The sequence below is a fragment of the Caldimonas tepidiphila genome (assembly GCF_003569765.1).
In the GTDB taxonomy this organism is placed as follows: Bacteria; Pseudomonadota; Gammaproteobacteria; order Burkholderiales; family Burkholderiaceae_C; genus Caldimonas; species Caldimonas tepidiphila.
Genome location: NZ_KZ983957.1, coordinates 13,475 through 36,407, shown reverse-complemented (window position 1 = coordinate 36,407; position 22,933 = coordinate 13,475). Strand labels below are relative to the sequence as shown.

Genomic DNA, 22,933 nt, shown 5'->3' with positions numbered 1-22,933 from the left:
CCGGAAAAGCGCGTGTAAAGAAGCGCAAAGCCGCCGCACGGGCATGACGCTTGCCGCCATGTTGCAGTGCAACGAAAAAGGAGTGGATGATGGCGGCGGATGTGGTGCTGGTCTTGCAGGGCGGGGGCGCGCTGGGCGCGTTCGAGTGCGGTGTCTGGAAGGTGCTCGCGCCGGCGTTGCGCGCAGGAGGCCACCGGCTGGCGGTGGTGGGCGGCGCGTCGATCGGCGCGCTCAATGCGGCCGTGATCGCGAGCCGCTACACCGAGCCGGACCAGGGCACTGCTGCGCTGGAGCGCTTCTGGCGCGAGTCGCTCGCGACCGCCCCGCTGCCCTTCATGCCGCTGCCCGGCAATTACTTCGAGGCCTGGAACGGGCTGCTGACCGGGCTGTTCTGCGGCAACCGCTCGCTCTACCGGCCGGAGTACCTGAACTGGAGCCCGCTCGCGGGACGGCAGCGCATCGCGCGCCCCTTCTTCGACACGGTGCCGATGCGCCGCACCGTGCAGGAACTGCTCGGCGGCCCGGTCTACGAGCCGCAGCCCGGCTCGCCCGTGCTCTTCATGCGCAGCACCGACCTGCAGCAGGGCACTTCGGAGACCTTCCACAGTCGCCACCACCGCATCACGGCCGAGATGCTGCGAGCCAGCGGCTCCATGCCGCTGATCTTCCCGGCGATCGCGCTGGACGGCGTGCCGCACGTGGACGGCGATGCCGGCGCGCATTCGGCGCTCGGCGGCGCGATCGACGTGCTGCGCGAGGTCGATCCGCGGCAGCTCTTCGGCGGCGACGAACCGCCGCTGCTGATCAACGTCGAGCTGCACCAGCGCGCCAGCGACGAGCTGCCCTGCACCGGGCTGGAGATGGCGCACCGGCTGGTCAACGCGCTGCAGGCGGGCAAGTCCGACGCGGACCTGGCGCTGCTCGCCTCGGAAGCCGAGCATGCCGAGGTGATGCGCGAGCTCGACGCGATGCTGTCGATCCAGCCCGACGGCGCCGCGGCGCGGCTGGTGCGGCAGCAGCTGGCCCGGCTGAAGCTGCGCCGCGCGCCGCAGGTGCGGCCGCGCATCGTGCAGATCGGCCGCGAGGCGCTGCCGAACGAGCACGTGTCGAACTTCTTCGACTATTCGCCGGTGCGCATCGACGCGCTGATCCGTCAGGGGATGGAGGAAGCGCGGCGCTGCCTGCAACGGGAGCTGCCCGAGCTGGCGCGCTGCGTCGAGGCGGCGCCCGGACGCGCCGGGCTCCCTGCGGCCCCCCCGCAGTTCAGCCGCCCGCACCTGCACACGGTCTGAGGCAGCGGCAGGTTTGTGCCAGATCAGCGCGGCCCGGGGCGCCGCGCAAGCCGCTTGATCGGCATCAGCGAAACGGGCGACCCGGGCCGCTCTACTGGCGTGCGGAACCTCTTCACCATGGAGACGTCATGCACGCCCTGAAAGACTTCTTCTCCACAGACTACGGCCTCCTCAGCGCCCTCGTGATCTTCTCGACGATCTGCCTGCTCGGCTGGTACGTCCGCTTCTTCCTCACCAGCATCCGGCGCGATGCCGAGAACGCCCGCAAGGCCGAGAAGGCGCAGCAGAAGGCACAGAAGGCCGCGCTCGCCGCCGAAGCCCGGGCCTGAGGCCCTCTCTCCCTCGTCGTTCCTCGGCGGGACCTCTTCCCGGGCCGGAAAAGAAAGAAGCCCGCGTGCCTTGCGGCACGCGGGCTTCTTTTCTGTCGGCAGCGGGAGCGGCGCTGCAGCACCCCTCCCGCGGACCCGGACGGTTCTTACATGTCCATGCCCATGCCGCCCATGCCGCCCGGCATGCCGGCCGGAGCAGCGGACTCGTCCTTCGGCGCCTCGGCGACCATCGCCTCGGTGGTCAGCATCAGCGACGCGACGGACGCGGCGTTCTGCAGCGCGGTGCGGGTGACCTTGGTGGGATCCAGGATGCCCATCTCGATCATGTCACCGTAGGTGTCGTTGGCAGCGTTGAAGCCGTAGTTGCCGGAACCGGCCAGCACGGCGTTCACCACGACGCTCGGCTCGCCGCCGGCGTTGCCCACGATCTCGCGCAGCGGGGCCTCGATCGCCTTCAGGACCAGCTTGATGCCGGCGTCCTGGTCGGGGTTGTCGCCCTTGATCTCGCCAGCGGACTGACGGGCACGCAGCAGTGCGACACCGCCGCCGGCCACGATGCCTTCTTCCACGGCAGCGCGGGTGGCGTGCAGCGCGTCCTCGACGCGGGCCTTCTTCTCCTTCATCTCGACTTCGGTGGCGGCACCGACCTTGATGACGGCGACACCGCCGGCCAGCTTCGCGACACGCTCCTGCAGCTTCTCGCGGTCGTAGTCGGAGGTGGCTTCCTCGATCTGGATGCGGATCTGCTTGACGCGGGCCTCGATGTCGGCCGCAGCGCCGGCGCCGTCGATGAGGGTGGTGTTCTCCTTGCCCACTTCGACGCGCTTGGCCTGGCCCAGGTCGGCCAGCGTGACCTTCTCGAGCGTCAGGCCGACTTCCTCGGCGATGACCTTGCCGCCAGTCAGGATGGCGATGTCTTCCAGCATGGCCTTGCGACGGTCACCGAAGCCCGGGGCCTTGACGGCGACGACCTTCAGGATGCCGCGGATGGTGTTGACGACCAGGGTCGCCAGCGCCTCGCCCTCGATGTCCTCGGCGATGATCAGCAGCGGACGGCCGGCCTTGGCGACCTGCTCCAGCGTCGGCAGCAGGTCGCGGATGTTGCTGATCTTCTTGTCGAACAGCAGGACAAACGGGTTGTCCAGCACGGCCGACTGCTTCTCGGGGTTGTTGATGAAGTAGGGCGACAGGTAGCCGCGGTCGAACTGCATGCCCTCGACAACGTCGAGCTCGTTCTGCAGGGACTTGCCGTCCTCGACCGTGATCACGCCTTCCTTGCCGACCTTGTCCATCGCGTTGGCAATGATCTCGCCGACGTCGGCGTCGGAGTTGGCGGAGATGGTGCCGACCTGGGCGATTTCCTTGGAGGTCGTGGTCGGCTTGGACTGGGCCTTGAGCTGCTCGACCAGGGCCAGCACGGCCTTGTCGATGCCGCGCTTGAGGTCCATCGGGTTCATGCCGGCGGCCACGTACTTCATGCCTTCGCGCACGATGGCCTGGGCCAGCACGGTGGCGGTGGTGGTGCCGTCGCCGGCGTTGTCAGAGGTCTTGGAAGCGACTTCCTTGACCATCTGCGCGCCCATGTTCATGAGCTTGTCCTTGAGCTCGATCTCCTTCGCGACCGAGACACCGTCCTTCGTGACGGTAGGGGCGCCGAACGAGCGCTCGAGCACCACGTTGCGACCCTTGGGGCCCAGCGTGACCTTGACCGCGTTGGCCAGGATGTTCACGCCTTCGACCATGCGCGCGCGGGCTTCGCCGCCGAAGATGACGTCTTTAGCTGCCATGTTCTGTTCCTCGAATTCTTTGGACTGGGGATGGGGGGAGTGGCGGGCCGATTACTTCTCGACCACGGCGAAGAGGTCTTCCTCGCGCATCACCAGCAGTTCTTCGCCATCGACCTTGACGGTCTGGCCGCTGTACTTGCCGAACAGCACACGGTCGCCGACCTGGAGGTTCAGGGCCACGAAGTCGCCCTTGTCGTTGCGCTTGCCCGGGCCGACGGCCAGGACTTCGCCCTGGTCGGGCTTCTCGGCCGCGTTGTCGGGGATCAGGATGCCCGAGGCGGTCTTGGTCTCGTTTTCCAGGCGCTTGACGATCACGCGATCGTGCAACGGACGAAGTTTCATAGCATCTCCTTTTGACGTGGCAGGGTGCCGCCGGGCCGGCGCGCACCGCTTCATTCCCGAGGGGCCGACGACGCTGTCGCGGCCTCACCCTCCTTGTTAGCACTCTCAATCGTCGAGTGCTAGCAGACAGATTATAGGAACAGCCGCGAGGGTTTCAAGAGGCACTCCCCTGCTTCCGTGCATTCGGGAGGCACGAGGCGGGGACGGGAGACTGCGAAGCGGCATCGAGCCGCTCGATGCGCCACTCCTGCCAGCGCAGCGCGGCGCGTGCGCCGAGCGCGATGCCGGCGACCGCGAGCAGCGCGCCCGCCGACAGCAGCGACAGGCCGCTGACGCCCTGCCCGATCGAGCAGCCGAGCGCGGTGACGCCGCCAAAGCCCATCAGCATGCCACCGATCAGGTGGTTCGACAGGTCCTCTGTGCTACGAAACGCTTCCCAGCGGAATTCGCGCCGCAGCAGCGCCGACGCGGCGCTGCCGAGGGCGACGCCGAGCGCGACCGTCACGCCGAAGCTCGCGGCGACACTGCGGTCGGTCCACAGCGTCAACAGCTCCAGCCCGTGCGCGAGCGGACCGACGAAGCTGAAGGCCTCGGGCCGGCCCGACTGCGTGCCGAGCCAGGCCGCCTCGAGCGTGTCGGGATGCTCGGCGAGATGGCCGAAGTGGCCAGTCAGCGCCCAGGCGGCCACCACCAGCAGCCCGACGCCGAGCCCGCCGATCCAGTGCGAGCGCTCGAGCGCGGCGCGCCGCCGCCACATCAGCCCCGCGGTGGCGAGCGCCAGCAGCGCCAGCAGCGTCCAGCGCAGCGCCTCTGGCGCGCCCGCGCCCCAGCGCGACAGGATCGACGGCAGGTCCTGCGGGCCGGCGAGCGTCACGCTCCAGGGGTCGAGCACCCGGGTGCGCGGCAGCGCGAGCAGGCCGCGCAGCGTCATCTGCGCCGCGACGGCGACCGCCAGCAGCGTCACCAGCGCCTTCAGGTTGCCGGCGCCGGCGCGCACCAGCGCGCGCTGCGGGCAGCCCGACGCGAGCACCATGCCGAAGCCGAACACCGCGCCGCCGGCAAGGGCGGACAGCCACGCGAGCCGCGGCGCGAGGTAGATCGAGCGCGCGGCGTCGAGCGCGCCGGACGTCACCAGCGCGCCGGCGCCGAGCGCCGCGACCGCGACGGCTAGCAGCCAGGCGAGCAGCCGCGACGGGTCGCGGTAGGTGAACCAGTCGGCGAGCGCGCCCATGGTGCAGAAGCGCGTGGCCTGCGCCAGCGCGCCGAGCAGCGCGCCGAGCAGCAGGCCGCCGAGGACGACGAGGGAGGTCAGGGCCGGCAGGGAGGGATCGGCTTGCATGGAATGTGTCGGGCCCGCCGCGGCGGGCCTGCTGGAGGACAGGGAAGGCGGGCGAAAGCGGCTCAGGCCAGCATGTCGGCCCAGACGTTGTCGGCCCAGGCCTGCGCGTAGACGCCCTCGAGCGCGCTCGAGGCCGCCGACACGCCGCCGGCGCCCGGCACCGGCAGCACGGTGGCCTTGGCCGCGTCGTACTGGTGCACCGACGCGACGTGGATCGCCTCCTGCGCGGTGACGAAGCTGTAGCAGGTGTTCATCAGCACCGGCTGCGGGTTCGGCGCCTCGCCCTTGAGCAGCCGCACGATCGCGGCGGCGGCGAGCTTGGCGTGCTGGTTGGCCATGTGGCCCGACTTCGGCATCGTCGGCGCCGGCGCCACCGCGTCGCCGAGCACGTGGATGCCGGGCACCGCCTTCGACTCCATCGTCAGCCAGTCGACGTCGACCCAGCGCCGGTTGACGTCGACGACGCCGGCCGCGTGCGCGAGCGCCGCGGCGGTCTGCGGCGGCACGACGTTGAGCACGTCGGCGCGCACGTTCTCGAAGTCGAGCATCGCGGTGCGCGTGGCCGCGTCGACCGCGCGCAGCTCGCTGTTGGGCACGTACTCGATCATCCCGGCGTAGTGCTGCTCGAAGACGCGCGTGAACAGCCCCTTCTTCGACTGGATCTCGGCGTTGGCGTCGAGCACCAGCACCTTGGAGCGCGGCTTGTGCGCCTTCAGGTAGCTCGCCACCATGCAGGCGCGCTCGTAGGGCCCGGGCGGGCAGCGGTAGGGCGCGCGCGGGATCGTCAGCGCGAAGACGCCGCCGTCGCGCATGTCCTCGAGCTGGCGGCGCAGCGCCAGCGTCTGCGGCCCGGCCTTCCAGGCATGCAGCACCCGGTCCTGCGCCGCGGGGCTGCCCAGCCCCACCTGCTCGAACAGGAAGTCGATGCCCGGCGACAGCACCAGCCGGTCGTAGGGCAGCCTGCGGCCGTCGGCCAGGCGCACGCGGCGTGCAGTGGCGTCGATCGCGACCGCCTCGCCCTGCACCCGCTTCACGCCGTGGCGCTCGAGCCCGCCGTAGCCGAGCGTGATATCGTCCATGCGGCGGTGGCCGCCGAGCACCAGGTTCGAGATCGGGCAGGAGACGAAGCTCGCCTGACGCTCGACCAGCGTGACGTCGATGTCGCCGCCCCACAGGCGCAGGTACTTCGCGGCCGTCGCGCCGCCGAAGCCGCCGCCGACCACGACGACGCGGCCGATCGACGCCCTGCCGGAGGACGTGCCGCTGGCGCAGCCCGCGAGCCCGCTGCCGGCGAGCAGCGCCGCGGCGCCGGCGCCGGCCACGAAGCGGCGGCGGGAGAGCTTGTTGTCCATCGCGATCCTCCTCACGGACGGGCCGCCGGCGCGGCGGGAGCGGCCGCCTGCGCGGCGAAGTGCGCGGCGATCAGCCGGATCTGCTCGTCGGTGTAGCCGCGCGCGATCTGGTGCATGATCGTCGCCGGGCGCCGGCCCGACCTGAACTCGTCGAGTGCGCGCACCAGCGCGTCGGCCGGCATGCCGGCCAGCGGCGCCATGCCGGGCCGCGCGCGGCCGTCGGTGCCGTGGCAGTTGGCGCAGGTGGCCGCGAGATTGCGGCCGAGCTCGGCCTCGCCGGCGCCCCAGGCGGGCGCGCACAGCGCCAGCAGGGCCAGCCACGACAGGGGCTTCAGTTTCACGGGACTCCTCCGGAGGGAATGCGGGGACGGGATCGCCGCGCGGCGCGCGGCGGCCGCCATTCTTCCCGAAGTCGCGCCGCAGCGCGCGGCCCGGCGCTATCAGGACGCCGGCGGCGCGTCCTCGCGCGCCAGCGCCTGCGCGCCGGCCTCGTGCGGGCCGATGCCCGCGCGCCGCTCCTCGGGCGTCGGCTCGAAGGCCGCCCCGGCGCACTCGGCGAACACGCGCGCGCGGCAGCCCGCGCAGATGGCCGGGTCGAGGTGGTGGAAGATCGTCGCGATCGCGCTGTGCTTGTCCGGGAAGACATGGTCGCGGCCGAGCCGCTCGATGAAGCCGGTGTGCTGCCACGTCTCCATCACCTGCGGCCGCGGGCGGTGGAAGTACAGGTCGCCGCCCATCGCGCGTCGCGCCTCGAGCTCGGCCTGCCAGAGCTCGGCGCCGGCGAGGTCGATGAAGTTCATGCTCTTGGCCATCACCAGCAGGTGCTGCTGCGGCTGCGGCTCGCAGCGCAGCTCGTGCAGCCGGTCGGCGACGTGCTGCACCGCGCCGAAGTACACCGAGCCCTCCATGCGCAAAAGCTTCAGCTGCGGGCACTCGGGCAGCCCGCCCGCCGCCTTGTCGAGCACCACGAAGGGCCGGCCCGGCTCCATCGAGTCGAAGCCCATCGTGCGCATCGCCGGCCGCGAGGTGCGGTAGAGGTAGGACACCAGCGACAGGATGGTGCCGAGCAGGATCGCGGTCTCGAGCCGGATCGTCACGGTCGCGACGAAGGTGGCCGCGGCGATGCCGAACTCGGTGCGGTTGAGCTGCGCCAGGCGCCGCCAGCGCGCGAGGTCGAGCAGGCTCCACGCGACGAGGATCAGCAGCCCGCCGATCGCCGCCATCGGGATCAGCGCGAGCAGCGGCGCGCTCACCGCGACCAGCGCCACCAGCCAGCCGGCGGAGAACACCGCCGCGAGCGGCGTGCGCGCGCCGGCTTCCAGGTTCGGCATCGAGCGGTTCAGCGAGCCGCAGGAGACGTAGCACGAGAAGAAGCCGCCGAACAGGTTCGCGAGGCCCTGGCCGACGAACTCGCGGTTGGCGTCGATGCGCTGGCCCGAGCGCGCCGCGACCGCCTTGGCGATCGAGATCGACTGCCCGAGCGCGACGATGGTCAGCGCGAAGGCGATGCCGAGCAGCTCGGGCAGCGCGGTCGGCTCGATGCGCGGCGCGTGGAAGGACGGCCAGGGCGACGGGATGCTGCCGACGACGGCCACCGGTGCCCAGCCCCAGCGAGCGCCCCAGGCGTTGACGGCGACCGCGGCGAGCGTGCCGGCGGCGAGGCCCGCCAGCATGAAGGGCCACTTGCGCGCCCAGCGCCGCAGCGCCAGCGCCACCGCGAGCGTGACGAGGCCGACCGCGAGCGCGCCGGGCTGCGCCGCGGGCAGGTGGCGGGCGAGGTGCAGCAGCACGGCGCTTGCGCCGTGCCCGGCCTGCTGCGGCAGCCCGGCGAGGTCCTTGAGCGCGTGGATCGCGATCAGCGTCGCGGCGCCCCCCGTGAAGCCGAGCAGCGCGGCCGGGGAGATGAAGTTGGCGATCGAGCCGAGGCCCATCACGCCGATCAGCCCCTGCATCAGGCCGACGAGCACCGTGACGGCGAGCGCGAGCTCGACGTAGTTCGCGCTGCCCGCGACCGCCAGCGGCGCGAGCATCGCGAACAGCGCCAGCGAGTTCGCGTTGGTCGGCCCGGACACGACGTGCCAGCTCGAGCCGAACAGCGCCGCGATCGCGCAGGGCAGGATCGCGCTGTAGAGCCCGTACTCGGGCGGCAGCCCGGCGAGCGTGGCGAAGGCGATGCCCTGCGGCAGCACCAGCACCGCGCCGAGCAGGCCGGCGAGCCCGTCGGCGCGCAGCGTGCCGGCGTCCACCGCCCTCACCCAGCTGCCGAACCAGCGGGTCAGCCACAGCAGCAGCGGCGAAGGTGGCGAGGCGGACGGGAGGGACGACATGGATCGGCGGGCAGCAGGCTCATCCGATGATAGGCCGGCCCGCGCCGGCCCTTCCCCGCCGCTCACCACTGCCCGAAGAACACGCCGGCCTTCTTGTGCGTGTTGGTGCGCGACTCGACGAAGCGGTGGCTCACGCTGGTGCGGCGCTTGCGCCGCTCGAACCAGTCGAGCAGCCGCTCGCGCATCTGCGCGCGCACGCCTTCGGTCGCGGCGTCGCGGCCGAGGTCGTGGAACTCCTCGGGGTCGGCCTGCAGGTCGAAGAGCTGCTCGGGCGCGTCGAGCCAGTGCACGTAGCGCCAGCGCTCGGTGCGGATCGACCAGGCGCGGCACTGCTCCACGTCGCGGCCGAGCAGCAGCCGCGCCTGCTTGAAGCTGTAGTCGAGCTCGGAGAAGGCGGCGTCGCGCCATTCGCCGGCCGTGCCATGCAGCAGCGGCAGCAGGCTGCGGCCCTCGATGCGGTGCGACGGGATCTCGAGCCCGAGCGCGTCCAGGATGGTCGGCACCACGTCCACGCCCTCGACGAAGCGGCGCTCCACGCTGCCGCGGGTCGCGTCGGCCTCGGGACGCGGGTCGACCACGATGAAGGGCACGCGCTGCACCGTGTCGTGGAACAGCTCCTTCTCGCCGAGCCAATGGTCGCCGAGGTAGTCGCCGTGGTCGGCGGTGAAGACGATCAGCGTGTCGTCGAGCCGGCCGCGCGCGGCCATCGCGTCGAACAGCCGCCCGAGGTGGTCGTCGAGCTGCGTGATCAGTCCCTGGTAGGCCGGGCGCACGGTGCGGATGCACTCGTCCATCTGGAAGCTGCGGCTCTCCTCGCTCTGGCGGTAGGCGGCCACGACCGGGTGCGGGTCCTGCAGCTCGACCTCGCTGCGCACCACCGGCAGGCACTGCTCGGGCGTGTACATCGCGTGGTACGGGGCCGGCGCCATGTAGGGCCAGTGCGGCTTCACGTAGCTCAGGTGCAGCACCCAGGGCTCGTCGCCCATGCGCTCCATGAAGCCGATCGCCTGGTCGGTCATGTAGGCGGTCTCGGAGTGCGGCTCGGCCACGCGCGCCGGCAGGTGCACGTTGCGCATGTGCCAGCCGCTGACGACCCGGCCCTCGGCGTCGGTGGCCGAGATCACGAAGTCGCTCCATGGGTCGGCCGAGTCGTAGCCGTGGCGGCGCAGGAAGGCCGGGTAGCCGCTCTCGTCGCCCGGCGTGTGGTGGCCGTCGTAGCGGTCGATCTCCTCGAAGCCGCCGCGCGACAGCAGCACGCCGAGCTCGGAGTCGCCCTCGATCCCGAGGCGCTGCAGCCCCTCGTCGTCGGGCATCACGTGGGTCTTGCCGGCGAGCACGAGGCGCCGTCCCGCGCCGCGCAGGTACTCGCCGAGCGTCTTTTCACCCACCGGCAGCGGCACGCGGTTCCAGGTCGCGCCGTGGCTCGACGGGTAGCGGCCGGTGTAGTAGCTCATGCGCGAGGGGCCGCACACACCCGAGTTGACGAAGGCGCGCTCGAAGCGCACGCCGCGCTTGGCGAGCGCGTCGATGTTCGGCGTGCGGATGTGCGGGTGGCCGTAGCAGCCGAGGTGGTCCCAGCGCAGCTGGTCGCACATGATGAAGAGGACGTTGCGGATGTCGGCCATGCCCGCCTCACTCCGTCTTGATGTCGAGGCGCTTGACCAGCGGCTCCCAGCGCGCGATGTCGGCCTTGAGCGCCGCCTCGGTCTCCTTCATGCCGGAGCCGACCGGCACCAGGTCCGAGGCCTTCAGCTTCTCGCGCACCTCGGGCCGCTTCATGATCTCGGCCGAGGCGCGCTCGAGCTCGGCGAGCACCGGCGCGGGCGTGCCGCGGGGCGCCTGCAGCACCAGCTTGAAGGTGATGTCGAGCTCGGGCTGGTTCAGCACCTTCGCGAGCGTCGGCACCTCGGGCGCGAGCGGCGAGGGCTGCGCCGACGACACGGCAAGCGCCGCGAGCTTGCCGGACTTGACGTGCTGCAGCAGCGTCGGCGTGGCGAGGAAGCCGCAGTCCACCTCGCCGGAGAGCACCGCCATCGTCGCGGGCGCCGGGCCGCGGTAGGGCACGTGCTGCATCTGCGCGCCGGTGGACTGCAGGAACATCTCGGCCGCGAGGTGGCCCGGCACGCCGGCGCCGCCCGAGCCGTAGGTCATGCGCTGCTTCTTCGTGCGCTCGATCAGCTCGGGCACGCTCCGGATGCCGAGGCCCGCGTTGCACACCAGCATCTGCGTGAAGGTGGCGAGCACCGACACCGACGCGAGGTCCTTGCGCGCGTCGAAGTCGAGCTGGCGGTAGACGAGCGGGTTGACCGTCACCACCGTGTCCGGGCTGATGACGAGCGTATGGCCGTCGGGCTCGGCCTTCGCGACCACGCCGGCGGCGAGGCTGTTGCCGACCCCGGTGCGGTTCTCGACCACCACCGCCTGCTTCGTGCGCTGGCCGAACTGCTCGGCGAAGAGCCGCGTCGTGATGTCCGAGGGGCCGCCCGGGGGCGAGCCGACGAGGATGCGGACCGGCTTGCTCGGGTAGGACGGGGCCTGGGCCTGCGCGAGCGGGGCGAGTGCGAGGCCGGCGGCCAGCAGCGCGACTCGGGGAAAGATGCGACGGGATTGCATGCGGTGTCTCCTGAGGTTCTGGTCTGCGCCGGAACGCTGCCGCGGCGCGACGGCATGGAGTCAATGTAGGTGGCCGCTTCGGTTATGAAAACTGAAAATATCGAAATGCAAAATTCCATCCGGTTATGACGGAACGCAAACCTTCCGATCCTCGCAGCCGCACGAGCCTGAGCCGCATCAAGCTGCGCCACCTGCAGTGCCTGCTCGCGGTGGCGCAGCACCGCCATCTGGGCCGTGCCGCGCAGGCGCTGGCGATCTCGCAGCCGGCGGTGTCGAAGACGCTGGCCGAGCTGGAGGACATCCTGGGCGTGCCGATGTTCGACCGCTCGCGCCGCGGCGTGGTGCTGACGCCGCAGGGCCAGACGCTGCTCGGCTACGCCGGCAGCAGCCTGCGCACGCTGCGCGAGGGGGTGGAGCTGGTGCAGGGCGCGGGCGCGGAAGGCTCGGCCCCGGTCGCGGTCGGGCTGTTGCCGACCGCGGCGGCGGCCCTCCTCCCGGAGGCGATGGTGCGCTTTCGCCGCCTGCACCCGCGCGGGCGGCTGCAGGCGCACACCGGCCACTACGGCGAGATGCTGGCGCGGCTCAAGCGGGGCGAGCTCGACCTGGTGCTCGGCCGCCAGGCCGAGCCGGCCGAGATGACCGGGCTGTCCTTCGAGCCGCTCTACACCGAGGACATGGTGCTCGCGGTGCGCCCAGGCCACCCGCTGCTGGCCGCGGACGGCGCCTTCGCGCTCGCGCGGCTGGCCGAGCACGAGCTGCTGCTGCCGAGCGAAGGCAGCATCGTGCGGCGCAGCGCCGACGCCTTCCTGATCGGCCACGCCATCGGCCCGCCCGCGGCGACGGTCGAGACCATCAGCATCACCTTCGGCCGCGCCTACGCGCAGGGCTCGGACGCGGTGTGGTTCGTGCCGCTCGGCATCGCCGCGCCGGACCTGCGCGCGGGAACGCTGGTGCGGCTGCCGGTGGACACCTCCTCGACGAACGCCGCGGTGGGGCTGACGTTGCGTGGCGACGCGGTGCCCTCCCAGGCGGTCACCGCGCTGGTCCAGGCGATTCGCGAGGCGGCGCGGGCGCACCGCGCCGCGCAGTAGCGCGCCGGCTCAGCGCGCGTCGGGCGCGCCGTCGAGCGGCACGCGCAGCCCGTCGAGCGAATGCAGCCAGGCGTGCGCGACCGGCACCGGCATCGGCTGCGCGACGAGGTAGCCCTGCACCTCGGTGCAGCCGGCCGCGCGCACCGCCTCGAGCTCGGCGCGCGTCTCGACGCCCTCGGCCACCGCCTTCAGGCCGAGCCCGGCGGCGAGGTGGGTGCAGGCGCCGACGATGAGCTGCTTGGTCGGGTCGGACTCCATGCACGAGACGAAGGTGCCCTCGACCTTGAGCTCCGAGAACGGCACCTGCGAGAGCTGGAACAGGCTCGAGTAGCCGGTGCCGAAGTCGTCGATCGCGAGGTTGAAGCCGAGCAGCCGGATGCGCGAGGTGTTCTCGATCACGGTGGACAGGTCGGCCATCGCGTCGGTCTCGGTGATCTCGATCGTGATCCAGCTCGGGTCGAGCCCGGTGCGCTGCACGGTGCGCGACAGCTCGCTGCAGAACAGCGGGTCCGACAGCGACTGCAGCGACGCGTTGATCGCGCCGCTGACCGGCATGCCCTCGTCGAGGCAGCCGGCGACGAAGTCCACCGAGTGCCGCGCCATCGCGAGCGTCGCCTCGTCGAGCAGGCCGTGGCGCGACAGCGCGGGCACCAGCCGGTCGGGCGAGACGATGCGGCCCTCGTCGTCGATGCCGCGCATCAGCGACTCGAAGCCGACCACCTCGTGGCTGGACAGCCGCATCTTCGGCTGCACCCAGGCCTGCAGCCGCGCGGGCGTGAGCATCGCCAGCAGGTCGCTGCGCGACAGCTCGGCCGCAGGGGGACGCGGCGCCGGGACCCGCGCCGCGCCGGTGCGGCGCACGCCGCGCAGCGCCGCGGCGACCTCCTGCGCGGCGACCGGCTTCTCGGCGAAGCCCGCCACCTGCACGCCGCAGGCCGCCGCCATCGCGGCGGCGCTCTTGAACATCGAGCGCTGCTGGCGACTCGTGAAGTAGAGCACCGGCCTCTGCGGCAGCGCGGCGAGGTGGCGAATCAGCCGGAACGCGTCGCCGTCAAAGAAGCGCAGGCCGCACACCAGCAGCTCCGGCGGCTGCCGGCCGCTGTGCATCAGCGCGAGCAGCCGGTACATGCCGGACAGGCTCACCTCGACCTGCCAGCCCTCGGCGGCGAGCGCCGCCTCGAGCTGCGCGGCCTGCTGCGTGTCGTCGAGCAGCAGCCACACGCGCCGGCCGCGGCCGGGACCGGAGCCCGCGGGCTTCCCCGAGGAGCCCGGCAGGGCGTGGAGGTGGGAATCTCGCGCGCGGGGCGGCTCGGACATCGACAGCGACGTCATCTCAGCCGGCCCTCTGCGCGGGCGCGAACTGCTCGCACAGCTCCCGCACGTCGCCGAAGGAGATCGGCTTGATCAGCTGGCCGCTGAAGCCGGCGGCGAGGATGCGGGCGCGCTCCTCCGGCATGCTGTGCGCGGTGTAGGCGATCACGGGCAACTCCCTCAATTCCAGTTCCTCCCGGATGCGGCGGCAGACCTCCTCGCCGTTGACGCAGGGCATGCGCAGGTCGAGCAGCACCATGTCGAAGGCCTGCCGGCGCAGCCGCTGCAGCGCCTGCTCGCCCTCGCCGACGGTCTCCGACTCCCAGCCCAGGCGCTGCAGCAGCACCGCGACGAGACGGCTGTTGAGTGCGTTGTCGTCGACGACGAGGGCGCGCGGCGGCAGGCTCATGGACGATCCTCCTCGGGGGCCGGGGCCGTCAGCGGCAGGCGCACCAGGACGCGCGTGCCCTGCCCCTCGGCCGACTCGATCTCCAGCGTGCCGCCGAGCAGCTCGGTGAGCTCGCGCGCCAGCGGCAGGCCGAGCCCGGCGCCCTGCGCGGGATGCACGAACTCGGTGGTGGTGGCGTGGAAGCGGGTGAAGAGCGTCTCGAGCTGCGCGGCCGGGATGCCGATGCCGCTGTCCTGCACGACGATCAGCACGCCGTCCGGGTCCGGCGCGACGCGGAGCACGACCCCGCCGCGGTCGGTGAACTTGATCGCGTTGCTCAGCAGGTTGTTGAGCACCTGCACGAGGCGCGTGCGGTCGGACTCGATCGTCGCGGGCGCCTGCGGCGAGCGGGCGAGCTCCAGCGCCAGCCCGCGCGACTCGGCGAACACCGCGTTGAGCCGCACCACCTCCTCGACCAGCTCGCCGAGCGCCAGCGGCCGGATCGACAGCCTCATGCGGCCGGACTCGATCTTCGCCAGGTCGAGCAGCGTGTTGACGAGGCTGTGCAGGTGCTGCGCGCTCTGGTGCACGATGCCGCCGTACTCGCGCGCCTCGGCTTCGCGCGCGGTGTCGCGGATCAGCTCGGCATAGCCGAGGATGCCGTTGAGCGGCGTGCGCAGCTCGTGCGAGATGCTGGCGAGGAACTTGGTCTTCATCTCGTTGGCGACGTTGGCGCGCCGCTCGCTGTCGCGCAGCCGCGCGACCAGCCCGTGCTGGCGCCGCACGGCGCGCAGCAGCACCGTCATGAAGGCCACCAGCGTCAGCGTGGTCAGCGCCGCGACCGCGAGGTAGGCCATGCGGCGCCGGCGCGGCTCCTTGAGCACCTCGTCGGTGCGCATGCCGGCGAAGACCACCAGGTCGTAGTCGTCGAGCGCCCGGTAAGCCCACACGCGCTCGATGCCGTCGACCCCGCCGGAGGCGACCCGCGCGCCCACCTTGCGCCGCCGCGCCTCCTCGAACAGCGGGTCGCCGGACACGACCTGCCCGCTCTCGCGGTTGTCGCCGACCGCGCGCGCGCGCACCACGCCGTCGAAGCCCACCAGCGAGATGCTGCCGTCGCGGCCGAGATCGACCTCCTGGTAGAAGTTGGTCAGGTAGTCGGGCGACAGCGACAGCACCACCACGCCGCCGAAGCGCCCGTCGGGGTGCTCGATGCGCCGCGTCAGCTGGATCGACCACTTCTCCGACACCCGGCCGAACACCGGCTTGCTGATGAAGAGCCGGTCCTCGAGCCCCTCCGCATGCACGCGGAAGTGGGCGCGGTCGCTCAGGTCGACCTGCATGAAGGGCATCGACGAATGCGACACGTGCCCGTGCGGGCCGATCACCGACAGCAGCCAGTAGGCCGAGTCGACCATCGCGGTGCGCTCGAGGTAGCTCGCGAGGTCGAGCCGGTCGCCCTGCGCGAGGTAGTCGCGGCGCACGAAGCGCAGCGTCTGGTCGGCGCCCTCCACGGTCTTGACGGTGTGCTCGGCAAAGGCGCGCGTCAGGTTGCCGAGGTTCAGCTCGGCCTGCGCCAGCGCCTCCTCGGACTCGCGGTGGATCTGGAAGCCCACCCACGCCCACAGGCCCAGCACGATGAACAGCGTGAAGGCGCCGAGCGCCCACGCGAAGCGCGGCGCCAGGACCTGCGCCGGCCGGGGCCGCGCAGGCGACAGTGAGGGGCGTCCGGATGCGGCCGGCAGGCCGACCCGGAGGGTGGATGAACTCGACATGGGCATGAATGCAGCACGGTGCCCGCTCCGGTCAGGGAGGGGCCGAGACGATGCCCGGCTGCAGCGGCACCGCCAAAAAGGATGCCCATTGTGAGTTTTTCCGCAGTCTTTGCTGTTACCGATGGTAGACAGCGGCGAATTCTTCGTGTTGATTGCCGACCGGCCAGACCGTCACCCGCACCTGCATCTGCTGCTCGCCGCCGCCGCGGATCACGCCGCGCAGCGGCGCGACGTCCGTGAAATCGCCGCCCCAGCCGAGCGTGACGAAGCGTTCGTCGGCGAGGCAGTCGTTGGTCGGGTCGAACTCCACCCAGCCGAGCCCCGGCGCATGCGCCGCGACCCAGGCGTGCGAGGCGTCCGCCCCCGCCAGCCGCGGCTTGCCGGGCGGCGGGTTCGTCAGCAGGTAGCCGGACATGTAGCGCGCCGGCAGCCCGTGCGCGCGCAGCCCGGCGATCATCAGGTGCGCGAAGTCCTGGCAGACGCCGCAGCGCCGCGCCAGCACCTCGTCCACCGGCGTGCCGACGTCGGTCACGCCGGCCTCGAAGCGGAAGTCGCGGTGGATGCGCCGCATCAGCTCGGTCACCGCCTCCAGCCAGTCGCGCCCGGGCGCGAGGCTCTGCGCGGCGTAGGCGTGCGCGGCGTCCGACCACGGCAGGCGCGGCGTCGGCAGCCGCAGCGCCGCGGGCGACAGGTCCTCGAAGGGACCACGCCCGCCCGCGTGCTCGCGCACCGCCTCCCACGGCAGCGAGGCGCCCGGCGGCGGGAGCGGCCGCTCGCCCAGCGCCACCTCGCAGCGCATGCGCACCGACAGCGACTCGTGCGCGCCGTGCAGCGCGAAGCCGGCGACCGTGTTGCCCCAGGCGTCGACGCGCGTCTCGCATTCGCCGGGCACCGGGTCGATGTCGAGCCGGTGCCACAGCAGCCGCTGCCACGGCAGCTCGCGCGGCACGAGCCGCGCGAGCTGCCAGGACTCGGACACCGGCGCGCCGTAGCGGTAGAGCGTGTCGTGCTCGATCAAGTAGTCCGGCATGCGCCTCCCTCGCCTCTCAGACCGGGAACTGCATCACCGAGCGGGCCGGCGCATGCACGAAGAACTTGTGGCCCAGCGCGTCGGACAGGCGGTAGACGGCGTCCTGCACCGCGTCGAGCAGCGCCCGCATCGACGCGTCGTCCGGCCGCAGCCGCTGCGGCTCGAGCCGCGCGAGCGCCTCGGCCGACGCGGCGAGCAGCGCGCCGCCGAAGCCGCCGTGCTGCGCCTCGAGCTCGCGCACCGCGTCGAGCAGCCCCGGCAGGTGGAAGCCGACCGAGCGCGGGTTGCCCGCGTCGCGCACCAGCAGGTCGAGCACCGGCAGCCATTCCGGCGCCACCATGTAGCGCGAGCGGTAGGTCACCGACGAGTCGCACAGCTCGAGCAGCCACTCGAGCCCGCCGCCCTGCTCCATCGCGGTGCGCAGCGCCGAGCACACGAAGGCGATGCGCTCGATGCGCCTGCCGATCGACATGAAGCGCCAGTCGGTGCCGCGCGTCATGCCGTCGAGCGCGAAGCCCGACTGCGTCACCAGCGCCGTCACCGCGCGGTCGAGCCAGGCCAGCGCCGCCGGCAGCGAGGCGCCGCGCGCGAGCACCGGGTCGTGCAGCAGCTGGTTCAGCGTGCGCCAGTGGTCGAGCGAGAGCCGCTCGCGCAGGCTGAAGGCGACGCGGCCGAGCTGCGCCAGCACGCCGCCGAGCCCCTGCGGCGCGGTGGTGGCCGCGCGCACCAGCTCCGCCGGCAGCTCGTCCCGCCCCGGTAGCCCGATGCCCCAGCGGCGCGCCAGCGCGAGCGCGGCGCCCGTGTCGGCGTCGCCGTCGCCGGCGCCGGTCTCGCTGACGCTGCGCGCCAGCGCCACACGCAGCAGCCGCGCGGTGCATTCGGCGCGCTCGGCGTAGCGGCCGAACCAGAACAGGTTCTCCGCGCCGCGCGAGGACAGGTGGGCGCGCGGCGCGGCGAGGTCCGCGGGCGTGACGGTGGTGCGCAGCAGCGAGAGCTGCGGCGCCGGCGGCCCGGCCGGCAGCACCCAGGCGTCCTTGGAGGCGCCGCCGCGCTGCATTCCGATCACGTCCGCCTCGGCGCTGCGCCCCATGCGCACGAGGCCGCCCGGCATCACGCGCCAGCCCTGCGGCGACGCGGCGGCGAACACCCGCAGCCCCACCGCGCGCGGCGCAAGCCGGCCCGGCTGCGCGGGGTCGAGCGCCGGCGCCTGCGACAGCCGCACCCACTCCTGCGCGACGAAGCGGTGCGGCTGCTGCCGCACGCGCGCGCGCAGCGCCTCGCGCTGCTCGGTCGAGCCCCCGGTGCGGATGTCCTGGTCCTTGCCCGCGCCGCGGTCGACGGCCTTGACGATGAGCTCGTCGAGCCGCGGCCAGGCGTCCTCGAGCGCGGCGGCCTCGCCCAGCCACCAGCTCGCCACCGACGGCAGCCGCAGCTCCTCGCCGAGCAGCCGCTCGCACAGCCGCGGCAGGAAGCCCATCAGCGCGCCGGACTCGAGCACGCCCGAGCCAAGCGCGTTGGCCAGCAGCACCGTGCCGCGGCGCGCGCAGTCGGTGAGCCCGGGGATGCCGAGCGCCGAGTCGGCACGCAGCTCGAGCGGGTCGCAGTAGTCGTCGTCCTGGCGGCGCACGATCGCGTGCACGCGCTTGAGGCCCTCGACGGTCTTGAGCCAGACGCGGCCGTGGCGCACCGTCAGATCGCTCCCCTCCACGAGCACGAAGCCGAGGTAGCGCGCGAGCAGCGCATGCTCGAAGTAGGTCTCGTTCCAGGGGCCGGGCGTCAGCAGCGCGGTGAGCTGCGGCCCGTCGCCGCGTGGCGCCAGCGCCGCGATCGCGTCGCGCCAGCCGGCGAAGAAGGCCGCGAGGTGCTCGACGCCCAGCTCGCGGAAGGACTCGGGGAACATGCGCGAGACGATCAGCCGGTTCTCGAGCGCGTAGCCCGCGCCCGAAGGCGCCTGCGTGCGGTCGGAGAACACCCACCAGCGCCCGTCGGGCGAGCGCGCGAGGTCGGCCGCATATTGAAAGAGGTGGATGCCGCCGGGCGGGCGGATGCCGCGCACCGGCGCCAGGTAGCCGGGATGGCCGAACACCAGCGCCGGCGGGATCAGCCCCTCGCGCAGCAGCGCCTGCTCGCCGTAGAGGTCGGCGAGGATCGCGTCGAGCAGCCGCGCGCGCTGCGCCACGCCGGCCTCCAGGCGCGCCCAGTCCTCGGGGGCGAGCAGCAGCGGCACCGGGTCGACCTCCCAGGGCCGGTCGGCGCCGAGCGGGTCGGCATAGACGTTGTAGGTGATGCCGTTCTCGCGCACCTCGCGCTCGACCAGCGCCATGCGCTCGCCGAGCTGCGCGGCGCCGCGCGCGGCGAACTCGTGCAGGAAGCCGCGCCAGTGCGGGCGCAGCTCGCCCGGCGCGGCGCACAGCTCGTCGTAGCGCGTGGGCGAGAGGCCGTAGCCGGCCAGCAAGGAGTCGGGCATCGCGGTCTGGAACGCCTTGGAGCGAGGCGGCTCAGTCCCCGCAGGGGCGCCGCATGTCGAGCGTGAACGGGTAGTTTGGGTTGCGCGGCTCGGGCCGCACCTCCATCGCGCCCGGCGTGTGGCCGATGCGGAAGAAGCGCGCGAGGCGCCGCGCCTCGGCCTCGTAGGCGTTGACGGGCAGGCTCGCGTAGTTGCGCCCGCCCGGGTGCGCCACATGGTACTGGCAGCCGCCGAGCGAGCGGCCCATCCAGGCGTCGACCAGGTCGAAGGTGAGCGGCGCGTGCACGCCGATCGTCGGGTGCAGCGCCGACGCCGGCTGCCAGGCGCGATAGCGCACGCCGGCGACGAACTCGCCGACGCGGCCGGTGGGGTGCAGCGGCACCGGGCGGCCGTTGCAGGCGAGCATGTGGCGCTCATCGACCAGCCCCTGCACGCGCAGCTGCAGCCGCTCGAGCGAGGAATCCACGTAGCGCACCGTGCCGCCGATCGCCCCCTCCTCGCCCGTGACGTGCCAGGGCTCGAGCGCGAGGCGCAGCTCGACCGCCACGTCGCGCGCGGCGAAGTCGCCGAGCTTCGGGAAGCGGAACTCGAAGTGCGGCTCGAACCACTGCAGCCGCAGCGGCAGGCCCGCCCCCTGCAGCTCCTCGATCACGTCGCGGAAGTCCTCCCGGACGAAGTGCGGCAGCATGAAGCGGTCGTGCAGCTCGGTGCCCCAGCGCTTCAGCCGCGGCGGCTGGTAGGGCTGCTGCCAGAAGCGCGCGACGAGCGCGCGCATCAGCAGCTGCTGCACGAGGCTCATGCGGGCGTGGGGAGGCATCTCGAAGGCGCGCATCTCCAGCAGCCCCAGCCGCCCGGCGGGGCCGTCGGGCGAGTAGAGCTTGTCGATGCAGAACTCGGCGCGGTGCGTGTTGCCGGTCGCGTCGGTCAGCAGGTTGCGCAGCAGCCGGTCGATCAGCCACGGCGGGCACGCCCCACCGTGCTGGCGCGTCTGGCGCTCCAGCTCCGCCAGCGCGATCTCGATCTCGTGGACCGACTCGTTGCGCGCCTCGTCGATGCGCGGCGCCTGGCTGGTCGGGCCGATGAAGAGGCCGGAGAACAGGTAGCTCAGCGAGGGGTGGTTGTTCCAGTAGGCCACCATGCTCGCGAGCAGGTCGGGGCGGCGCAGGAAGGGCGAATCGGCCGGTGTCGCGCCGCCGAGCACGAAGTGGTTGCCGCCGCCGGTGCCGGCGTGGCGGCCGTCGATCAGGAACTTCTCGGCCGTGAGCCGCGAGCGGAACGCGGCGTCGTAGAGGAACTCGGTCTGCTCGACGAGCTCCTCCCAGCTCGACGCGGGGTGGATGTTGACCTCGATCACGCCCGGGTCGGGCGTGACGCGCAGCACCGTCAGGCGCGCGTCGCGCGGCGGCTCGTAGCCCTCGAGCACGAGGCGCAGCCGCAGCTCCGCGGCGGTGGCCTCGACGGCGCCGACGAGCTCGAGGTAGTCCTCCAGGCGCGCCAGCGGCGGCATGAAGACGTGCAGCCGGCCCTGGCGCGGCTCGGCGCAGACCGCGGTGCGCGTGATCCACGGCGCCGACTCGTGCGGGCCGGGGCGCCGCTCGGCGGCCTCCTCCGTGGCGGCCGCGCCGGCGGGGGCGCCCGCGCCGCCTGCTGCGACCCCTCCAGCCGGGGCTCCACGCCCGGCGAGCGCCGCGGCGTCGGCCGCGCGCCCGCCGACGGCGCCGCCGGGCAGCTGCACGAGCTGGCGGATCGCCTGCGCCGCCGGCAGCGGCGGCAGCACCTGGTTCGGGTCGACCGCGTGCAGCCAGGGGTAGTCGCCGCGCGCCACCCAGGGCTGCGAGTCGAGCGGCAGCCGCCAGCCGAGCGGCGAGTCGCCCGGCACCAGGTAGCAGCGCTCGTCGCGCAGGAACCAGGGGCCGCTCTGCCAGCGCTCGCCCGGGCGCTCGCCGCGCGCGAGCGGCAGCACGTGGCCGACCACCTGCTCCAGCCCCTGGCGGAAGACGCGCCGCAGCCGCTCGCGCTCGAGCGGGTCCTCGAGCCTCGCGTCGAGGGGATCGACGTTCACCGGCAGCCGGCGCTCGCGCCACAGGTAGTACCAGGCGTCCTCGTAGGCGGGGAAGACATGGCGCGGCTCGAGCGCGAGCCGCTCGGCCAGCCGCGCGAGGAAGCGCTGCGCGTCGGCCTCGGTGACTCCGTCGTCGTGGCGCTCGTCGGCGTAGAGCGTCTCGTCGTGCCAGACCGGCTCGCCGTCCTTGCGCCAGAACAGGTTCAGCGACCAGCGCGGCAGCTGCTCGCCCGGGTACCACTTGCCCTGGCCGCAGTGCATCAGCGCGCCCTGCCCGTACCGCGCCTTCAGCTTCGCGAGCAGGTCGGCGGCGAGCAGCCGCTTGCCCGGGCCCAGCGCCTCGGTGTTCCACTCCGCGCCGTCGCGGTCGTCCACCGACACGAAGGTCGGCTCGCCGCCCTGCGTCAGGCGCACATCGCCGGCGGCGAGCCGCTCGTCCACCGCGTGGCCGAGCCGCAGGATCTCGGCCCACTGCGCCTCGGCGTAGGGCCGGGTGACGCGCGGCGCCTCCCACACCCGCTCGACGCGCATGCGGTGCTCGAACTCGACCTCGCTCTCCTCGACCAGGCCCGTGACCGGGGCCGCCGACGAGGGCTCGGGCGAGCAGGCGAGCGGGATGTGGCCCTCGCCGGCGAGCAGCCCCGAGGTCGGGTCGAGCCCGATCCAGCCGGCCCCGGGCAGGAAGACCTCGCACCAGGCGTGCAGGTCGGTGAAGTCGTGCGCGGCGCCGCCGGGGCCCTCGAGCGGCTTCACGTCGGGCACGAGCTGGATCAGGTAGCCCGACACGAAGCGCGCCGCGAGCCCCAGGTGGCGCAGCAGCTGCACCAGCAGCCAGGCCGAGTCGCGGCAGGAGCCGCAGGCCTTCACGAGCGTCTCCTCGGGCGTCTGCACGCCCGGCTCGAGCCGGATCAGGTAGCCCACGTCGCGCTGCACGCGCTGGTTCAGCGAGACGAGGAAGTCGACCGTCGGGGTCGGCTCGCGGGTGATGCCGTCAAGGTATTGCTGGAAGCGCGGCGTCGCCGGCAGCCGCTCGAGGTAGGGCGCGAGCTCGTGCCGCAGCGCAGCCTCGTAGTCGAAGGGGATCTTCTCGGCCTGCGGCTCGAGGAAGAAGTCGAAGGGGTTGAGCACCGACATCTCGGCCACCAGGTCCACCTCGATGCAGAACTCGCGCGTCTTGTCCGGGAAGACCAGGCGCGCGAGGTAGTTGGACTGCGGGTCCTGCTGCCAGTTGACGAAGTGCCCGGCCGGCTCGACGCGCAGCGAGTAGCTCAGAATGCGGGTGCGCGAATGCGGGGCCGGGCGCAGGCGCACCACCTGCGGGCCGAGTTGCACCGGGCGGTCGTAGCGGTAGTGGCTGACGTGGTGGAGGGCGACGTGGATGGACATGGTGCGGGGCCGGGCGCGGGCCCGGACGGGTGAAGAGCGGGG

Annotated in this window: 17 protein-coding genes; 3 read left to right on the top strand and 14 right to left on the bottom strand. The window is 72.8% G+C overall.

Translation table 11 applies throughout. The features are described 5' to 3' along the window. Window positions 1–86: 86 nt before the first annotated feature. Both D3A59_RS00140 and D3A59_RS00135 read left to right on the top strand, forming a co-directional pair. Window positions 87–1,292: a patatin-like phospholipase family protein gene (locus D3A59_RS00140; protein ID WP_119152907.1), complete on the top strand. Its 1,206-nt coding sequence runs from the start codon at window positions 87–89 to the stop codon at window positions 1,290–1,292. 128 nt (window positions 1,293–1,420) lie between these two features. After that, window positions 1,421–1,621, top strand: a complete 201-nt coding sequence (locus D3A59_RS00135; protein ID WP_119152906.1) for a DUF3149 domain-containing protein — start codon at window positions 1,421–1,423, stop codon at window positions 1,619–1,621. A 146-nt stretch (window positions 1,622–1,767) separates the two neighbouring features. Here the strand turns inward: D3A59_RS00135 and groL are convergent, their stop codons facing one another. From groL to D3A59_RS00095, 8 genes are all read right to left on the bottom strand, one after another. Next, complete coding sequence (groL, locus tag D3A59_RS00130; protein WP_119152905.1) at window positions 1,768–3,408, bottom strand: chaperonin GroEL; 1,641 nt, start codon at window positions 3,406–3,408, stop codon at window positions 1,768–1,770. 51 nt (window positions 3,409–3,459) lie between these two features. After that, complete coding sequence (locus D3A59_RS00125; RefSeq protein WP_119152904.1) at window positions 3,460–3,750, bottom strand: co-chaperone GroES; 291 nt, start codon at window positions 3,748–3,750, stop codon at window positions 3,460–3,462. A 154-nt stretch (window positions 3,751–3,904) separates the two neighbouring features. Then, window positions 3,905–5,089 carry a YeeE/YedE family protein gene (locus D3A59_RS00120; RefSeq protein WP_119152903.1) on the bottom strand — a complete coding sequence of 395 codons (1,185 nt, stop codon included), beginning with the start codon at window positions 5,087–5,089 and terminating at the stop codon, window positions 3,905–3,907. Between the two features lie 62 nt (window positions 5,090–5,151). Then, window positions 5,152–6,441: an FCSD flavin-binding domain-containing protein gene (locus D3A59_RS00115; protein ID WP_119152902.1), complete on the bottom strand. Its 1,290-nt coding sequence runs from the start codon at window positions 6,439–6,441 to the stop codon at window positions 5,152–5,154. A gap of 11 nt (window positions 6,442–6,452) precedes the next feature. Further along, window positions 6,453–6,782, bottom strand: coding sequence for a c-type cytochrome (locus D3A59_RS00110; RefSeq protein ID WP_240635865.1), 330 nt, complete (start codon window positions 6,780–6,782; stop codon window positions 6,453–6,455). A 99-nt stretch (window positions 6,783–6,881) separates the two neighbouring features. After that, window positions 6,882–8,768, bottom strand: coding sequence for a SulP family inorganic anion transporter (locus tag D3A59_RS00105; protein ID WP_119152900.1), 1,887 nt, complete (start codon window positions 8,766–8,768; stop codon window positions 6,882–6,884). A 62-nt stretch (window positions 8,769–8,830) separates the two neighbouring features. Then, the gene (locus D3A59_RS00100; RefSeq protein ID WP_119152899.1) at window positions 8,831–10,393 is read right to left on the bottom strand and encodes an alkaline phosphatase family protein; all 1,563 of its coding nucleotides are present in this window, start codon (window positions 10,391–10,393) and stop codon (window positions 8,831–8,833) included. A gap of 7 nt (window positions 10,394–10,400) precedes the next feature. After that, a complete protein-coding gene (locus D3A59_RS00095; protein WP_119152898.1) occupies window positions 10,401–11,381 on the bottom strand; it encodes a Bug family tripartite tricarboxylate transporter substrate binding protein in 981 nt (326 codons plus the stop codon). Between the two features lie 125 nt (window positions 11,382–11,506). Between D3A59_RS00095 and pcaQ the strand changes: the two genes are divergently transcribed. After that, window positions 11,507–12,472 (top strand): pca operon transcription factor PcaQ, encoded by a 966-nt coding sequence (gene pcaQ, locus D3A59_RS00090; RefSeq protein WP_119152897.1) that lies wholly within the window; start codon window positions 11,507–11,509, stop codon window positions 12,470–12,472. A gap of 9 nt (window positions 12,473–12,481) precedes the next feature. Here pcaQ and D3A59_RS00085 read toward each other — a convergent pair whose 3' ends face one another. The 6 genes from D3A59_RS00085 to D3A59_RS00060 form a co-directional block, all read right to left on the bottom strand. Beyond that, window positions 12,482–13,789: an EAL domain-containing response regulator gene (locus D3A59_RS00085; RefSeq protein ID WP_157991336.1), complete on the bottom strand. Its 1,308-nt coding sequence runs from the start codon at window positions 13,787–13,789 to the stop codon at window positions 12,482–12,484. 16 nt (window positions 13,790–13,805) lie between these two features. Continuing rightward, complete coding sequence (locus tag D3A59_RS00080) at window positions 13,806–14,192, bottom strand: response regulator (protein ID WP_119152895.1); 387 nt, start codon at window positions 14,190–14,192, stop codon at window positions 13,806–13,808. Further along, window positions 14,189–15,946 (bottom strand): sensor histidine kinase, encoded by a 1,758-nt coding sequence (locus D3A59_RS00075; RefSeq protein ID WP_119152894.1) that lies wholly within the window; start codon window positions 15,944–15,946, stop codon window positions 14,189–14,191. The genes D3A59_RS00080 and D3A59_RS00075 overlap by 4 nt, the downstream gene beginning before the upstream one ends. 115 nt (window positions 15,947–16,061) lie before the next feature. Next, window positions 16,062–16,976, bottom strand: a complete 915-nt coding sequence (locus D3A59_RS00070; protein ID WP_119152893.1) for a transglutaminase family protein — start codon at window positions 16,974–16,976, stop codon at window positions 16,062–16,064. 16 nt (window positions 16,977–16,992) lie between these two features. Next, the gene (locus D3A59_RS00065; protein ID WP_119152892.1) at window positions 16,993–19,443 is read right to left on the bottom strand and encodes a circularly permuted type 2 ATP-grasp protein; all 2,451 of its coding nucleotides are present in this window, start codon (window positions 19,441–19,443) and stop codon (window positions 16,993–16,995) included. 31 nt (window positions 19,444–19,474) lie between these two features. Further along, the gene (locus D3A59_RS00060) at window positions 19,475–22,891 is read right to left on the bottom strand and encodes a transglutaminase family protein (protein ID WP_119152891.1); all 3,417 of its coding nucleotides are present in this window, start codon (window positions 22,889–22,891) and stop codon (window positions 19,475–19,477) included. Window positions 22,892–22,933: the final 42 nt, after the last annotated feature.

What these genes read in the sequence shown, in the direction of transcription:
- D3A59_RS00140 (WP_119152907.1), top strand. Translation starts at nt 87, where the DNA reads ATGATGGCGGCGGATGTGGTGCTGGTCTTGCAGGGCGGGGGCGCGCTG.
- D3A59_RS00135 (WP_119152906.1), top strand. Translation starts at nt 1,421, where the DNA reads ATGCACGCCCTGAAAGACTTCTTCTCCACAGACTACGGCCTCCTCAGC.
- groL (WP_119152905.1), bottom strand. Translation starts at nt 3,408, where the DNA reads ATGGCAGCTAAAGACGTCATCTTCGGCGGCGAAGCCCGCGCGCGCATG.
- D3A59_RS00125 (WP_119152904.1), bottom strand. Translation starts at nt 3,750, where the DNA reads ATGAAACTTCGTCCGTTGCACGATCGCGTGATCGTCAAGCGCCTGGAA.
- D3A59_RS00120 (WP_119152903.1), bottom strand. Translation starts at nt 5,089, where the DNA reads ATGCAAGCCGATCCCTCCCTGCCGGCCCTGACCTCCCTCGTCGTCCTC.
- D3A59_RS00115 (WP_119152902.1), bottom strand. Translation starts at nt 6,441, where the DNA reads ATGGACAACAAGCTCTCCCGCCGCCGCTTCGTGGCCGGCGCCGGCGCC.
- D3A59_RS00105 (WP_119152900.1), bottom strand. Translation starts at nt 8,768, where the DNA reads ATGTCGTCCCTCCCGTCCGCCTCGCCACCTTCGCCGCTGCTGCTGTGG.
- D3A59_RS00100 (WP_119152899.1), bottom strand. Translation starts at nt 10,393, where the DNA reads ATGGCCGACATCCGCAACGTCCTCTTCATCATGTGCGACCAGCTGCGC.
- D3A59_RS00095 (WP_119152898.1), bottom strand. Translation starts at nt 11,381, where the DNA reads ATGCAATCCCGTCGCATCTTTCCCCGAGTCGCGCTGCTGGCCGCCGGC.
- pcaQ (WP_119152897.1), top strand. Translation starts at nt 11,507, where the DNA reads ATGACGGAACGCAAACCTTCCGATCCTCGCAGCCGCACGAGCCTGAGC.
- D3A59_RS00085 (WP_157991336.1), bottom strand. Translation starts at nt 13,789, where the DNA reads ATGTCCGAGCCGCCCCGCGCGCGAGATTCCCACCTCCACGCCCTGCCG.
- D3A59_RS00080 (WP_119152895.1), bottom strand. Translation starts at nt 14,192, where the DNA reads ATGAGCCTGCCGCCGCGCGCCCTCGTCGTCGACGACAACGCACTCAAC.
- D3A59_RS00075 (WP_119152894.1), bottom strand. Translation starts at nt 15,946, where the DNA reads ATGTCGAGTTCATCCACCCTCCGGGTCGGCCTGCCGGCCGCATCCGGA.
- D3A59_RS00070 (WP_119152893.1), bottom strand. Translation starts at nt 16,976, where the DNA reads ATGCCGGACTACTTGATCGAGCACGACACGCTCTACCGCTACGGCGCG.
- D3A59_RS00065 (WP_119152892.1), bottom strand. Translation starts at nt 19,443, where the DNA reads ATGCCCGACTCCTTGCTGGCCGGCTACGGCCTCTCGCCCACGCGCTAC.
- D3A59_RS00060 (WP_119152891.1), bottom strand. Translation starts at nt 22,891, where the DNA reads ATGTCCATCCACGTCGCCCTCCACCACGTCAGCCACTACCGCTACGAC.